We start from the raw sequence: 16,169 nt of genomic DNA on the forward strand, positions 1-16,169 counted from the left end.
CTAACTTTTTTGGAGTATCATTCTGATGCTAACCAGTCCTCAAATTCATCCTGGGTCACAACTTTTGTTTCAAATCGCATGTTTGCATGACCAGCGCCACAGAACTCAGCGCATTTTCCTTGAAAGGTGCCTGTAACTTCAGGTACAAAGGATAGTCTATTTTCTTTATTTGGCCTCACGTCCATTTTTCCAGCTAATCTGGGAACCCAAAAAGAATGAATGACATCATTAGAACTTAGTCGAAGAGTAACCTTTTGATCCTTAGGTAAAACGAGTTCGTCCATCGTCTGTTTGCCGTTCTCATAAGTGAATTTCCAGCGAAACTGTTCTGCTTTGACCTTCACCACTACGGCTTCCTCCGATACCTCATCACCTGGACCAGAAATCTTAGAAGTGATATCATATGTAGCTTTAACTGTAGGCACAGCTAGAATCGCTATCAAAATAATAGGGATAACGGTCCAAGTTACCTCTAAAAGTTTGTTTTCCTTCTTTTCTTTAGGAATCTTATCAGAAGTTTCTGGTCTTTCTTTATACTTTCTAATAAATAAGGCAAATAAAATAAACACGACCGCCAGCACGAGCATCATAATAGCAAAGCTGAGGTATATTAGGTCTGTTATTTTTTCCGCTGAATCACTTACAGGATTCAGTGTTCTTAGACTACATCCACTCAGCAAAACTAGAGTGAATAAGGGCAATAGTTTTTTCATATCACTCCAACCTTTACATTAAATTAGTAAACCCCGTGACCTGCTTTTATTTAAGGTATTACAAGTACATATCCTATTACTTGACACTTGAAACGTACTGAAACTTGCTTAAAACTTGCTTATTTCTATCTGATCAAAAAGAATGGTGTACTTTCGTTCATCTTCCCTGTAAGTTCAAGCTGCACTCAATAAAAAAAGCCCCCTCCTAACATCAGCTAAAAAGGGGCTGTAATTTATATGTGTTTTACTGGTTCTCTAACATTTTAATCCTTTCCTCTAACCTCTCATATTCCTCTCTGGTGACAAAACCCAGCTTCTTTAACTGCTCTTTTGCTTTAGCCTGTGAACGATCATTCCACTCGCCATTCACCTGCTCTCCTTTTGACACCCAGGTATTCAGCATATCCTTCGCCTCATCCGGAGACATATCCCCTCTTGCAGCCATATCATTAACAATTGATTCGAATTTTTCCTTTCCGCTCACAGCGGCACCCAGCCCAAGATAAAAACCTTGTCTTAACAATTCCCTCATTTTTGAAAACCTCCTTTTAATATTTAGTCTTCTTAATCATACGAAAATGACTAATCGCCACTATAAGCATCCCGAATATTCCTATACCGCCAACCACTATACCTGCCATTAGTAAAAGGCTGGAGCTCCCGACTACGGCATAAACAACCATTCCTGAACCTGCTGCCATGACTAAAAAGGTGAACAGACCGTACAACAAGTAAAACTGATGAAAGAATTTCTTCTGGAGTTTAGAGCGCTGCCATTCTCTTTGTTTATTGCCATCCTCCAAATATTGTATGATAGCGCGCGGCAATGAGAGAAGCGGCTTTGCTGATTCTCTTATGATTTCTTTATAAAAAGATGCATGAGAACCTGTACCTGACATCCACCGTTTAAGGACAGGTCTGCCCCAATCAATTAAGTCAACTTGAGGATAAATCGTTGTTAATACTCCTACGACAATCGATGTTGCCCTTCCTAAAAAGGCATAGTCAGCTGGGAGTTGAATCGGCTGCTCCTTAATAAAGCCCTGTAATTCATCCATGATGTCATTCATTTTGTTAGCATCTAATTTACCGAAACCACCATCTAAATATAAATCTGTGGTTTGTTTAATGATTTTCTTGACACGATCAATGTCCGCTTCGGCTAATAAAAAGTCCATTTCAATTAGTGCTCCAACGACACGGTCATAATCCTCCAGTATAAATCCCTGAACCATGGAACGTATTGAATCTGCGTCTGTTTGCTTCACCTCGCCGACCATTCCAAAGTCAATCACAACCAATGTGCCATCAGGACGTATCAACAAGTTTCCTGAGTGGGGATCCGAATGAAACATGCCGGAAAACAAAAATTGTTCCACACATAAATCAAATAACGTTTTAGCTACTTTTTCAGGCTGAATACCGTGTTTTTTCATGAACACCTTATCGGTAATCTTAGCCCCTTCAATCCACTCCATGGTAAGCACACGTTCAGTAGACATCTCTTGATAGTAATAAGGAGTATAGACAGACGGAAAGTCTTTAAATCTTCTTTTAAACTGATTACCGTTCTCAAGTTCCAATCTAAAATCAAGTTCATTTGTAATTACAGTAACTACCTCTTTATACAATGCTGGTAAATCAGCCTTTTCCCCATACCTTGTACACTTTCCTATGATAAAAAACACAATTCTCAGAGCCCTGAAATCAACGTTAAAGATCTCTCTCACACGATAGCGCTGTACTTTGATAGCCACCGATGTTCCATCATGCAGTGTTGCACGATACACATCACCTATTGACGCCGAAGCAACAGGAGATTCATGAAGCGATTGGAGCAGCTGATCAATCGAGCAGCCCCACTCTTCTTCCAAGATATTTTTGGAATAGTGAAAGGGCACAGGCTCCACCTGATCAACTAACCCCTCCAGTTCTTTTATAAAAGAGCGTGGGAGCAGGTCGGCTCTTGAACTGAGAAACTGTCCAAATTTAATTAATAATCCGCCAAGACGTATAGCCGTACCCCGGTATTCCCGAGCCTGTTTTGTAAGCAACTCTTCCCATTTGCGTTTCGTCACTTGATCCCAAATTCGGTGTTTCTTTTGAAACCAGAAGATTTGCAACAAAAACTTCACAGCCATCCAGACGATAACAATGATTCGATAAATAGATATGTATTTAAGTCGGCTGCGCATTTCCCTCCCCCTCCTATGGAATTCTCACTAACCGTTACCCTAAATGCTATAACACGAATCTAAATTGACAAACTAATCATTCGACACAAAGAAACAAAACTCGGCTCAATCAAGTACTTTTGGAGTATATTATCGACATCATTGTCGAAAAAATACTTCAAAATGACCATTCTAAATTTTTTGAATATTACTAATTCCACCTTTATAATAGATAGTGTTTCAAAGGGGACAAATTTATTTGGGGAGGTACTTCTACATGAAGAACAAAATGACAGCATTACTGTCAGTCGGTGCGTTAACACTATCTTTGCTTGCTCCAGCAGCATCAAATGTAAGTGCTCAATCTGAGTCCAGTACAGATTACAGCAACTGGAACGTAGAGCGATATGGGGATCGCATTGATATCGACGGAAAGCTTGAGCGGAAATCTCAAAGTGAAGAATTTCAAAAGCGAGCGGCTGAAAAAATTAAAGAAGCGGCCAAAGAGGTCAATTTTAACGAAACTCAAGCCTCTAGTGAAGGGAATTCCAAAACTGTATCCGTAGAGGGAGAAACAAAGCAATTTCTAAATCGTAACCTCGAATTCCAAGAATTCACTTTACGCAGCGTTGGAGAGCATGTTGAAGTATGGGTAGCTAATGATTTAAGCTTCCCTGAAGGCGACCCGCGTCCAGCGCCTGTAGTTACACAAGAACAGGTGGACAAGCTTGCGGCGGAATTTGATAATAATATTTATCCAGTAGCTACCGAATTCTTTGGCATGCCAGACTCCCATGATGGAACAGACGCGTTATTAGGGCCTGCAAATGGTATTCCAGAAGGGTACTATGAGGGTGCTGGTGATAAAGTGATGATTCATGTCAGCAATATTCCTGATGATAACTTTACTAACCCTGACTATCCTTTCTTTGTGGCTGGATTCTATTGGTCCACGCTTGAAATGTACATGGACCGGAATATCATTTCTATTGACACGAACAACTGGGAAGAGCGGTTAGAAAACACCTTTTTCGGTACAACGATCCATGAGTTTCAACACCTGATTCATGACGACAATGACAGTGATGAAACCACATGGTTAAATGAAGGTATGTCTACATTCTCCGAGTATCTTGGAGGGTACGGTTTAGATTCAGGATCCATCAACTTCCTGCTGGATCACCCTGAAAACTCATTAACGAACTGGGATGAGCACGTTAATGCTGCTACGGGACCTGAGACTATTGCTGATTACGGCTTAGTGCAGCTGTTTACCCTTTATAACTATGAAAGGTTTGGACAAGAGTTCATTCGCCACGTAGCTACGGATGGCACTAACAGCATCTCCAGTTTCGAACAAGCCTATAAAGATTTTGGTCTAGATGTTACATTTAATGAAGTCTATCAGGACTTCTCCACTGCCCTTGTCGTAGACGATGACAAATGGAAAGGTGGAAAATATGGCTTTGAGAACATTGATCTTCGCAAAATGCCGGTAGAAGACGGCAGTGAGCGCGGCTTTACAGTGAATTTTGAAAAAGCTAAAACCTATGAAAAAGACGGTGTACCTGCATGGGGTACAGATTTCAAAGAATTTAACTTTGCACCTAATCAAAATGTAGAAAACTTCACATTTAATGGCGTTGACTTCCTTCCATTACAATGGGAAACTGTTCAGGATCCACTCGGCAGTGACGACCAAGTATATTGGGCTGGCAAAGGTGATGAGCTCGATAACAAATTAATCTTTAATGCTGACCTTACTAGTGTCGATGAAGCTACATTAACATTTGATAACTACATTGATATTGAAGAACAATGGGATTTCGGTGTCGTACAAGTGTCTACAGATGGCGGCGAAACTTGGACTTCCCTTGCTAACGAAAATACTCGTTCAGATGTAGTTGATCAGGGGTACCCGACTATTAAGGAAAACCTGCCTGGTTTCACAGGAACATATGAGAATTATAAGGAAGAAACATTTGATCTTTCAGAATATGCAGGTGAAGAAGTGCTGATTTCCTTCCGTTACTTAACGGACTGGGGTAGCAATAATTCAGGCTGGTTCATCGATGATATCGCCATTCCTGAAATTGGTTTAAACTTTGATGGCACAAGTACAGAAGCCTTCATGTCAGAAGCTCAATTAAAAGAAAAATATGTGAACTATGGCGTGACATTCATTAAAGAGAAAAATAACGGCAAATACCAAGTCATTGAAGTCGATCCGTTCAACGTTACGGACGAGGAAGCATTAGAACTTCAACAAGCCTTCAGAAAAGGCAAAACATATATGACGACGTATTATGCTGCACCACAGGACAGCACGATCCCTGTTCCGTTTGAATACGAAGTTGAATTTAAAGAAAACAATGGAAAAGGGCCTAAGAATAAATAACACGACTCATCCATAAACCAACCAGTAATCATGCTGGTTGGTTTTTATATATTTTTATGGCATGATTTGAGTAAACAGGAATTAAGGTGATCGTATGCAGATTCGAGAACTAGAAGTTAAAGAATTACATACTGTTGCACGATGGCTGCACTCAATGAACGAGCAAGATAAACATTATGTAGCATGGCTTGCTTCAGAACCCAATGAAATTTTTGAACAAATTTGGACGTTGACTCAATTTGAAGAACCCCTTGCCTATGTTGCTTGGGACCAGAACCAAATTATCGGGTTTATAGGGATCCTTCCCTTTTTCGATCAGAAACTGGCCCGTCTACTTGGACCTTTCTCCACTCAGGAAGACTCTGAGGTAATTGAACGGCTGTGGGAAAAGACTACCCTCACCCTCCAACTGCATTTTGATGTCGTAAAAGTGGCGTGTTTTAAAACAAACGATCCCTTAGTTTCCTTTGCGGAACGGCATGATTTTTCACTTTATAACATAGAAAGAACGTTGGCCCTGCACCAGTCACATTTTTCTCCTTCAAATGAAAGGAATCCAAATATTTTTGAACTGACAGGCGAGCATCTTCATTCGCTTCAGGACCTGCATCCAGCGGGGGCTTACTACACAACGGAGGAAATGGTCGAACTGGCTAAGCGAGAGGAGAATAAACTCTTTGGCTATATCGAAGATGGCAAGCTGCTCAGCTACCTTTATTATGAGACCATTACAGCTGATGAGGGAGAGATTTGTTTTGTAAATGTCCAGCCGAATGACCGCGGTAAAGGGATTGGAACTTTGTTAATACAGCACGCCTTACAGTATGCTTTCTACGTATATGGAGTCAAAGCGGTGACACTCTCAGTCCGCAACCAAAACACACAGGCCGAACAACTTTATCAACAGTTAGGTTTTCGCGAAATCAACACGGTCTATGCCTTTGAAAAGAATCTTAGTGACTTGAATTCCCCTCCCCTCTTCCATTAATTCATGAAAAGATCCAGAGGAGCTAGAATAAGCTGTTCTGGATCTTTTCATGCTTAATCTGCCAGGAAAACTTTTAACGTTTCATCTGGTTTTATCTTGTAGTGTAATCCATTCACATGCACCTCAACGGGGCAGTCAGCATCGACCAATTTCAATCTCATATATTGTGACGTAACACAGGCTGAAATGAGCTGACCTTGTCCATGAACATGAAACGAGTAGTCACTCCACTGATCGGGAAGTTTCGGTGAAAAATGTAATCCATTCTCTTTAACTCGTAACCCGGCAAATCCGAATAAAATGGCCATAAAGCTCCCCGCCATATTAGCCATATGCAGCCCATCCTTCGTATTGCCATGCAAGTTATCCAAGTCCAGGCGTGCAGAGTCTCCAAAATAATAAAAGGCTTTTTCAAGATCACCGAGTTTAGCTGCCATGATACTGAACACACACGTGGAAAGGGATGAATCATGTGTGGTGATATTTTCATAGTAGTTATAGGAATTTCGTATGGTGTCAAAGTCCTGTTCATCTTCAAGTAAAAAATGGGCCAGCACAGTGTCGGCCTGTTTACATACTTGATAACGATAAAGAGTAAGCGGATGATAATGAAGCAGTAAAGGGAATTGGTCTGCTGACGTACCTCCTATATCCCACACGGCCTTATTTAGAAAGGTGTCATCTTGTGGGTTGATTCCAAATTGTTTGTCATAAGGTAAATACATGACCGCAGCAGCTTGCTTAAATTGCTCAAGTTCTTCCTTAGTAAGGGATAGGGACTCAGCGAGATCCGTCACCCTTTTTGAATCTCGCTTTCTGGCAATTCGGTATGCTTTTACTGCCCATACTAAATTATGCTTAGCCATCACGTTCGTATAATAATTATTATTTACGATTGCCGTGTATTCATCCGGGCCTGTGACATTATCGATCGAGAATCCATTTTTATTAAAGTGACCAACATCCATCCACAGTCTGGCTGTTTCTACTAACAACTCGACACCATAATCTAACAAAAAGTCTGTATCCCCAGTAGCATGATAATATTGAATATAACTATAAGCAATGTCCGCACTTATATGGTACTGTGCCGTTCCTGCCGGGAAGTAAGAGGAACACTCCTTACCGCTGATCGTTCTCCATGGGAACAGAGCTCCTTGTTGATGTCCCATTTCAACAGCCCGGTCCTTCGCATGGTTCAGAATGGAATAGCGATAGATTAATAGTCTCTTTGCTAAATCAGGAGCAATCATAAGAAAGACTGGGAACATGTAAATTTCCGTATCCCAGAAGTAATGACCCTCATAGCCTTCCCCTGATAATCCCTTAGCCGAAATATTGCTGTATGAATCTCTCCCTACTGATTGCAGAAGATGAAAAAGGTTAAACCGCAATCCTTCTTGAAGTCTGTGGTCACCGCTGACACGAACATCTCCATGCTGCCAGAACTTCTGCATATATTCTCTTTGCTCGTGGAAAATTTCATCATCCGACCATTCATCAAGAGAATGCTGAAGCCCAATAGCCGCCTCGTATAAATCTTCTTCATGCCTTAAGGAATCTACAAAAACAGTACGCTTAGTAAGAGAGAGAGGAACAGACTTTTCCGCATCCCACACATAATTAAACAGCAGCTGTTTGGAATGATCATCTTCTAAGACTGTTACATCTGCAGAATCTGTATAATGCCTTGTCACACACCCTGTTCGTAAGCGGGATACCTCGGCTTGACTTTCTATATAGCCGTCCCCTTCATTCAGTAGTAACTTGCTAAGGTGAAGCCGCTTTGCCTCCCCCGCAGCCACGCGTGGATCCTCTTTATTTGCGTAGTTTTCCACATCCCCATTAATGCTAGAAACAACCTTCAGCTTGCCTGAAAAATTAACAGGTATCAGATTCAACTTGATCATAAATAGTTCGCGATGAACAAAAGAAACAAGCCGTTCAAAACGGATATTTAACTCTTTCCCGAGCGGGGATTTCCAATGAATCTCCCGAATGGTGCATCCTTCATCCAATAATAGCTTTCTGGAATAATCAAGAACCTGACCCTGATCGAGTGCATATAACTCTTCTTCCTCACCTACATAGATTTGTATCGATTGAGTATCATGAACATTTAACATTTTTTGCTGCGTGTCCGGAAACCCATACAACTTCTCTCCATAAGGAATGTCAATAATATCGTGAAACGCATTGATATACGTCCCCCTGATTGTCGGGAAACCCTCAGGATAGCCTTCTTCAAAGTTGCCTCTAACACCAAGATAGCCATTACCCAGGAAGAACAAGCTCTCCTCATTTATTAATTCTTCAACCCTCAACCTGTTACGTTTAATGTGCCAGCCCATAAATTAACCTCCTTTTATATGCGTTTATTCTTTTACACCGCCGCTCGTCAGCCCAGAGACAATCTGCTTCTGGAAAAACAGGACGATTAATAGTGTAGGTATCGTAACGATGATTGTAGCAGCAGCTACCTGCCCCCAAAGAATTTCGAATTGTGTCCGCAAGAACGAGATGGCCACAGGTACAGTATGGTAAGCCGCATCCGAGTTAATCGTTATCGCAAGCACAAATTCATTCCAGGCTGTTATAAACACAATGATGGCTGTTGTAAAAACTCCCGGCGCCGCCAATGGAAATACAATTTTGAATAATGTTTGGAAGCGATTGGCGCCATCCATTTTCGCAGATTCTTCTAGAGCAATGGGAATTTGGTTAAAGTGCGTCACTAAGATCCATACGGCCATCGGAAGAGTGATCGAAGAGTAAGGTAATGTAATCCAATAGCTATTCGTCCAGCCCAGATCCACAAATAAATTATAAATCGGGCCAATCACGATCATTTGGGGAAACATAGATACCGCAAGGACTACACCCAATAATAAGTTTTTCCCGAAAAATTCAAACCTTGAAATAGCATAGGAGGCCAGTGTCGCAACAAACACGATATAAATGGTCGTAACACCTGAAACGACTAGACTATTCCAAACCGCATTCAGAATACCCTTCTCAAGTATCACATTGGCATAATGCTCAATGGTCGGATTCTCTGGAATAATTCGAAAAGGATGATTGCCAAAAATTTCACCTGTACTCTTAAAGGAGGTGATTAGAATCCATAGAAAGGGAAATACGACAACAACGAGGTAAAAACAAAGAATTAATACGAAAACCAGTTTCTTCTTAGATGATGTCGAGCCAGAACGGTTTGCCATGTTCATTAACCTCCCTTAATTTTTTTCCATCACATTTGCACCAAGAATTTTCACATAGATGGTTGCAATAATAGCCACGCAAACGAACATAATCATGACGATCACGGACCCGTAGCCAAAGTTTGTCTGGGCAAACATAACTTTATAGGAATAGATGGATAGAGTTTCAGTAGAACCGCCTGGACCGCCCCCGGTTAATACGTAAATGAGATCAAACACACGAAATGCATCGAGAGTTCTAAATAAAAGAGCTACAAGAATAGCCGGTTTTAATAGCGGCAGTGTAATTCTAAAGAATTGTTGTCCTTTATCGGCCCCATCAATGGACCCCGCTTCATATAGCGAGTTCGGAATCGTCTGTAAGCCAGCAAGTAATAACAATGCCATATAGGGCGTCGTTTTCCACACGTCGGCTAATATCGCTGCCGTCATGGCTCCTCCTGAAGTAAGTAAAAGATCTGTCGGTTCGTTAATCAATCCTATAGAAGCAAACATTTGAGCTACAATGCCAGCTGTGCCGTCATATAAATAACTCCACATAAGGGCAGCAACAGCTGTTGGGATGGCCCATGGTATGAGGGATGAAGTTCGGATAAATCCCTGACCCCTCATTGATTTATTCATAATCAGGGCCATTCCAAGACCAAGTACCAGCTCAAGAGCCACTGAGGAAAATGTAAAAATCAGTGTATTTTTTAAAGCAACCCAAACGAAGTCATCCTGAAAAGCTTTTTTATAATTCGCAAGACCCACAAAATTGGACTCAATCATGCTTCGGTCTATGTCATTGACGATTTTGGGAAGATTTTTTTCATTTTGTAATTCATACTTTTCGCTCAGGGAAGCTACTAGCTCTTTGGCATCCTCATAAAACGATTCAACTTTATTTTTTACTTCCTCATTAATATTCACTACACCGGACTTGCCTTCAAATTCAGTATCAAGCTGGTCAAGTCTTGACAGCAGCTCCTTAACTTCCGCTGCATCCTCTGAGTCTGTAATATTTGGCATATCACGCTCAAGGAATAAGTTTACATAGGTCGATGATTCATTGTATAATTCAACATTAAAACGTTCATTTAAGTACAGCCCGGATTTTGTACGATCGTTTAATTGATAATCAAAAAACGTGTACGTAAAAGATTGAACAACCGGCCATACAGAAAAGACAGCAATCAGTATAAGAATGGGTATGATGAAAAATGACCCGCGAAAGCCCATCTTCTTCAACGCAATCTCCCCCTTTATCAGGTATTGAACTTCTTTGTCGGCATAAAGATAGACCATGCTGAACGAGTTGCCAGCATGGCCTGACGAATCAGAGCCCGTTCCTCATAAGTGAAAAGCTCTATTCTCCTATTGCATTATCCACACTCCGAACAGCTTCTTCCAATCCTTCGCCTGAGCTCAAGTATTTGTGTACAGCTACTTGGATCTCATTTGATGCCTTAGAATACTCTGCGGAAACAGGTCTGGCAATCGTTCCTTTAAGGGCCTCCTGAAAACCTGGGTACGTTAGCAATTCATTGGAATCAAGAACTTCTTCATTCTCAAGTAATGGTTGATAACCAGGTAAATATCCGCCCTGGGTAGACATGATTTTCTGTCCCTCTTCACCAGATAAGAATTTTACAAATTTCCATGCCCCTTCTTTATTTTCTGAATTTGACGTTACACCGAGCAGCCATCCGCCGACTGCGCCGCCATTAGGCAATGGCGCTATGCCAACTTGGTCTGCCTTTACAGTAGCACCGCTTTCTTCAGGATTTTTCAAACGTCCAAACATGTAAGGCCAGTTACGAGCAAACACAGAATTTCCCGTTTCAAAAGCTGTATGAGTTTCAGCTTCCGTATAATTTAAAATATCTTCAGGTACAAACTTTGAGGTTGTAAATTCGTACATGGTCTCAAGTCCGCCTTGAATATCTTCAAACTGATTCGTAAATTCTGTAGCATTTACTGTTAAGCCTTCGTATTGCTTAGACTGATAAACGAAGCCATTTTCAGTTCCGCTTTCGTTCATGTACTTCTCTGCCATCGCTGCTAAATCATCGTACATGTAATCGCCGGATATAAGCTTTTGCTGATCTTCTTCTGAAACGATGTCACTTCGGAAATACAAGAGACCTACATCAGGAAAATAAGGAAGGGTGTATTGTTTCCCTTTAAAATTTCCTGACGTCATGGAGCCAGTATTATAGTTCTCATAACTTAATCCATCTTCCTCCATCCAAATATCAATTGGTTCAATATAGCCGGCGCCTGCAAATTCTCCAGCCCACACTACGTCCATGGAAATCACATCATATTCACTGGAACCGCTTGAAAGTGTTGTTAATAATTGATCATGCATTTGAGCGGAATCATTTGTCATTTGCGTCCATTCCACTGTATATTTGTCTGATTGTTCGTTAAAAGCATCAATCACAGCTTGGGTTGCCGGAGTACTATCACTCTGTGCAGCGAAATGAATAACTGTTTTCTCCCCGCTTGCCTTTTCTTCACCTGACTGTTCTGTTTCAGTGCCAGTATCTCCACTAGAGCTGTCACTTTCCCCACTACTACATCCAATCATTAAAATCGAAAGCATTGAAACGAAGAATAAAAATAAAAGCCATTTCTTCATGGGTCAGTTGACCTCCTTCGTATATTTTTCTATCTAGTACTTTTATATTATTATGAAATCGCTTACAATTATATTAAGATCTTTACATTTGTATTAAAAAATTACACACTTTGGGGGTTGATCATGAATAGTACAATCACACATTATATGATTGACCAATTCAAACAAATTCGCATGAACAATAGACGTAATGAATATTTACACCCCTCCTTCTTAATGGAACAACAGTTAATGGAAGCCATTACTAAACTCGATAAACATACCGCCTTCACATTGTTAAAAAATATCAATAAGGACCAACGTCCCAGGCTGGCTCATACTCCATTGCGCTCTTTAAAAAATTCTCTCATTTGTTCCTGCACCCTATTTACGCGAGCCGTTATTCGGTCCGGAGTTGATCCTGAGACCTCTTTTAATCTAAGTGACGCTTACATCCTGGAGATCGAACGTAAAACATCCTCAGAAGAATTAGATACCCTGGAATTTCAAATGCTCGGACACTTCATCCAAATGGTCGAAGATGTCAAGGAGATGCCTTACTCCAATATCATCAACCGTGCGGTTACACACATTCATGAACATATTCTTGATGACCTGAAACTGAAACAGCTCGCTAAAGCCTGTTTTGTAAGTCCCAGTTACTTATCACACCTTTTTAAAAAGGAAGTGGGGATTTCAGTTGTTCAGTTTATTAACGAAAAACGTGTGGAGGAATCTAAATATTTCCTCATGCATACCACAACTTCAATTTCCGATATTGCAGCCTTATTTAAATTCTGTAATCAAAGTTACTACACATCCACCTTCAAAAAACACTTTAAGCTCACCCCTAAACAGTATCGCGACCAGCAAACCAAACGTATGACAATCAGTTGAAATTATTCCACTATTTCAACTTTTGAATTTTTAGGTTATTGTTAATGATAGGGGGATTATATGAAGCAAGTTATTCAAACATCACTTCAGCGATTAGGTGATCAAAGCGCTATTCAAGCTATCAGTAAAGTTAGCGGAGGAGATATTAACGAAGCATTTTATGTACGCACAGATCGCGATGAATATTTTGTTAAAGGAAATAACAATGTTCCGCCTCATTTCTTTAAAATCGAGGCACTCGGTTTAGAACGAATCGCACAAACCAACACCATACATGTTCCAAAAGTATATGATTATAATCAACCTAGGGTAGGCGAAACGGGATTCCTCGTTATGGAGTGGATCAAAGGAGATGAAGCCGGGCCATCCCACACAGCCGAACAGCTTGGGGCAAATCTTGCGAATATGCACAAACATACAGCTGAATATTTCGGGTTTGATCAGCCGACTTTTATCGGAGAATTAACCCAGGATAATCATTGGCGGGAAAGCTGGGTTGAGTATTTTCGAGATGATAGGTTACAGCCGCAACTGCAACTGGGGATTGAACATAAGACCTTGCCACCAAAAAGGCAGGAACGACTTGAGCAGCTGATAGATCAATTAGACCAATTACTCTCACATTATCCTTCACCTTCCCTTCTGCATGGCGATTTGTGGGGAGGAAACTATTTAGTTGGACGTAGAGGCATCCCCTACCTTATCGACCCCTCCATATTGTATGGAGATCATGCATTTGAACTAGCTTTTACGGAATTATTCGGTGGATTCTCGCCGGCTTTTTATGCAGCTTATCAGGAAGTCATGCCGCTGCCTCATGAATACGAAGATATGAAACCGCTTTATCAGCTTTATTATCTTCTCGTTCATCTAAATATGTTTGGTGAAAGCTACGGTTCTTCCGTGGACCGTATTTTAGCAAGGTACACGAAAAACTAGGAATTTAAGAACGCTGATAAAAATTTTTATTGGCAACTGCATATTTTTGTATTAAAATTTATTTTGTTGCATATTTATTCTTATCACAATTTGTCAGGAGCGATACTTTAATGAAAGCAAGCGACTTCAAGATTTCATCACATTTAAAATTTATAGTGCCATCATTACTTGGTATATTTTTATTTATTGTACCGTTTTATAATGCAGAGGATCAGAGTGTTACGATTATTATCGCCATTCTGGCCACGTGGATTCAAGAAGCGCTGGCTGACTCTCTATCTCTGATCATGATGCTGATTATTTCAATTACAGCGATCGGGACCCTCATAGTTAAATTAATGGGGCCGGATAAACTAAATAAAACCCCCTTCTTCAAGCAATTGTTCAATGTGCCATGGGTATGGGTTGTTACCCGTGTATTAGGGATGATTTTTTCAATAATGGTTTATTTTCAAATTGGACCAAATGCCATTATTTCTGATGTGACAGGTGGATTGTTATTAGATTCCTTGCTTCATGTACTATTTGCGGTCTTCTTATTTGCCGGACTGTTTCTTCCACTGCTGCTCAATTTTGGGCTTCTGGAACTTTTTGGTGTACTATTAACAAAAATTATGCGCCCTGTTTTTAAATTGCCAGGACGTTCTTCCATCGACTGTTTAGCCTCGTGGTTAGGAGATGGCACAATTGGTGTACTCTTAACGAGTAAGCAGTATGAGGAAGGTTATTATACGAAGAGAGAAGCTGCTGTTATTGGAACCACCTTCTCTGTTGTATCCATTACCTTCAGTTTAGTTGTGATTCAGCAAGTCGGCTTGGCTGATATGTTTATTCCATTTTATTTAACTGTTGGGTTCGCAGGACTTGTGGCGGCATTAATCATGCCGAGGATTCCACCTCTTTCGCGTAAAGCGAACACTTATGTTACTGAGGAAGCCGATGACATAAGTGAAGAGATCCCTCAACATCACAATGCTTTTACTTACGGATATGCACAGGCTGTCGAACGAGGCAGCAAATCCAGCGGAGTTAAAGAGTTTTTTAAACAGGGCGGTCAGAACATTTTAGATATGTGGATGGGTGTAGCCCCAATTGTCATGGCATTAGGTACCATTGCACTGATTATCGCAGAGTTCACGCCAGTGTTCGCTTGGCTTGGCGTACCATTTATTCCGATTCTGGAACTGTTGCAAATCCCTTATGCGCAAGCTGCATCTGAAACGATATTAGTTGGGTTTGCCGACATGTTCCTGCCAGCCATCATCGGGGCTTCTATTGAAAGTGAATTGACTCGCTTTGTGATTGCGGCATTATCCGTTACACAGCTGATTTATATGTCAGAGGTCGGCGGTTTGTTATTAGGTTCTAAAGTACCTGTAAACCTTAAAGATCTCTTTATCATTTTCTTGTTAAGAACCATCATTACGCTTCCAATCATTGCGTTAATCGCACATCTAATTTTTTAAATAAATTAGAGGCTGGTGACAAATATGTCCCAGCCTCTAATTTATCTGATTTGCTTAATAAAGGCTTCTGCTGTAGCGAGGCTGGATTGCGAGTTCTGTCCTGTTACTAGCTTGCCATCTACTTCAACGTGCTCCTTAAAGGGCTCAGAGGTCTGAAATTCAGCTCCTTCAGCTGACAATTTGTCTTGCAGTAAAAAAGGCATTTTATCAGTCAGACCTGCTTTCTCCTCCTCCTTATTTGTAAAGCCTGTTATCGTTTTTCCTTTAATAAAAGAATCTCCATTTGCATCCTTCACACCAACAAAAGCAGCCGGTCCATGACAAACTGCCCCAATTACTTTGTCGTGTTCGATAAAGTGCTGCAAAGCCGATTGAATAACGCTTTGATTAGGAAAATCGAACATCGTCCCATGCCCGCCCGTGAAGAATATGCCTGCATAATCATTTAGATCAATGTTTTCAAGTTTATCTGTATTATGGATCGGTTCCATGACTCCATCCCAGACTCGGGGAAGTTCATTACTATAGCTGTTTGGATCAATGGGAATTCTACCGCCTTTAAGGCTTACCCCCGTTACTTCAAATCCTGCTTGTTTACATTCTGTTGCAGGCTCCACAAACTCTTGCAGCCACAATCCCGTTTCGTTCCCGCCTTCGATGGCATCGATATTTGTTGCCACAAATAAGATCTTTTTTTCCATGAAAAATACCTCCCTCAGGATCTATATCACTAGTCTTTCACTAGAGTACACATTTCAATCCTAAGAG

At 40.8% G+C, this 16,169-nt stretch carries 13 protein-coding genes; 5 read left to right on the forward strand and 8 right to left on the reverse strand.

Annotated features, from left to right (window positions below):
- Positions 1-17 precede the first annotated feature (17 nt).
- The 3 genes from coxB to G6R08_RS08065 all read right to left on the reverse strand — a co-directional run bounded on the left by coxB (position 18) and on the right by G6R08_RS08065 (position 2,908).
- Positions 18-713: a cytochrome c oxidase subunit II gene (coxB, locus tag G6R08_RS08055; RefSeq protein WP_163527508.1), complete on the reverse strand. Its 696-nt coding sequence runs from the start codon at positions 711-713 to the stop codon at positions 18-20.
- 244 nt (positions 714-957) lie between these two features.
- Positions 958-1,245: a phasin family protein gene (locus tag G6R08_RS08060; protein ID WP_163527509.1), complete on the reverse strand. Its 288-nt coding sequence runs from the start codon at positions 1,243-1,245 to the stop codon at positions 958-960.
- A gap of 16 nt (positions 1,246-1,261) precedes the next feature.
- Positions 1,262-2,908 carry an ABC1 kinase family protein gene (locus tag G6R08_RS08065; protein ID WP_163527510.1) on the reverse strand — a complete coding sequence of 549 codons (1,647 nt, stop codon included), beginning with the start codon at positions 2,906-2,908 and terminating at the stop codon, positions 1,262-1,264.
- A 256-nt stretch (positions 2,909-3,164) separates the two neighbouring features.
- Here G6R08_RS08065 and G6R08_RS08070 point away from each other — a divergent pair, with 256 nt between their 5' ends.
- Together G6R08_RS08070 and G6R08_RS08075 are read left to right on the forward strand one after the other, a co-directional pair.
- Positions 3,165-5,285: a M6 family metallopeptidase gene (locus G6R08_RS08070; RefSeq protein WP_163527511.1), complete on the forward strand. Its 2,121-nt coding sequence runs from the start codon at positions 3,165-3,167 to the stop codon at positions 5,283-5,285.
- 94 nt (positions 5,286-5,379) lie between these two features.
- Positions 5,380-6,273: a GNAT family N-acetyltransferase gene (locus G6R08_RS08075; protein ID WP_163527512.1), complete on the forward strand. Its 894-nt coding sequence runs from the start codon at positions 5,380-5,382 to the stop codon at positions 6,271-6,273.
- A gap of 53 nt (positions 6,274-6,326) precedes the next feature.
- Here the strand turns inward: G6R08_RS08075 and G6R08_RS08080 are convergent, their stop codons facing one another.
- The 4 genes from G6R08_RS08080 to G6R08_RS08095 all read right to left on the reverse strand — a co-directional run bounded on the left by G6R08_RS08080 (position 6,327) and on the right by G6R08_RS08095 (position 12,120).
- Entirely contained in the window at positions 6,327-8,624 is a 2,298-nt protein-coding gene (locus G6R08_RS08080) for a glycoside hydrolase family 65 protein (RefSeq protein WP_163527513.1), read from the reverse strand.
- A gap of 24 nt (positions 8,625-8,648) precedes the next feature.
- A complete protein-coding gene (locus G6R08_RS08085) occupies positions 8,649-9,494 on the reverse strand; it encodes a carbohydrate ABC transporter permease (protein WP_163527514.1) in 846 nt (281 codons plus the stop codon).
- 15 nt (positions 9,495-9,509) lie between these two features.
- Entirely contained in the window at positions 9,510-10,724 is a 1,215-nt protein-coding gene (locus tag G6R08_RS08090; protein ID WP_420810385.1) for a carbohydrate ABC transporter permease, read from the reverse strand.
- Positions 10,725-10,842: 118 nt separating this feature from the next.
- Positions 10,843-12,120, reverse strand: coding sequence for an extracellular solute-binding protein (locus tag G6R08_RS08095; RefSeq protein ID WP_163527515.1), 1,278 nt, complete (start codon positions 12,118-12,120; stop codon positions 10,843-10,845).
- Between the two features lie 123 nt (positions 12,121-12,243).
- Here G6R08_RS08095 and G6R08_RS08100 point away from each other — a divergent pair, with 123 nt between their 5' ends.
- From G6R08_RS08100 to G6R08_RS08110, 3 genes are all read left to right on the forward strand, one after another.
- A complete protein-coding gene (locus tag G6R08_RS08100; RefSeq protein WP_205439406.1) occupies positions 12,244-12,996 on the forward strand; it encodes an AraC family transcriptional regulator in 753 nt (250 codons plus the stop codon).
- A 60-nt stretch (positions 12,997-13,056) separates the two neighbouring features.
- The gene (locus G6R08_RS08105; RefSeq protein WP_163527516.1) at positions 13,057-13,935 is read left to right on the forward strand and encodes a fructosamine kinase family protein; all 879 of its coding nucleotides are present in this window, start codon (positions 13,057-13,059) and stop codon (positions 13,933-13,935) included.
- 110 nt (positions 13,936-14,045) lie between these two features.
- Entirely contained in the window at positions 14,046-15,401 is a 1,356-nt protein-coding gene (locus G6R08_RS08110; RefSeq protein ID WP_163527517.1) for a YjiH family protein, read from the forward strand.
- Between the two features lie 41 nt (positions 15,402-15,442).
- Here the strand turns inward: G6R08_RS08110 and G6R08_RS08115 are convergent, their stop codons facing one another.
- A complete protein-coding gene (locus tag G6R08_RS08115) occupies positions 15,443-16,102 on the reverse strand; it encodes a type 1 glutamine amidotransferase domain-containing protein (RefSeq protein WP_163527518.1) in 660 nt (219 codons plus the stop codon).
- Between the last annotated feature and the right edge of the window lie 67 nt (positions 16,103-16,169).

The sequence above is a fragment of the Halobacillus ihumii genome, assembly GCF_902726645.1.
GTDB lineage: Bacteria > Bacillota > Bacilli > Bacillales > Halobacillaceae > Halobacillus_A > Halobacillus_A ihumii.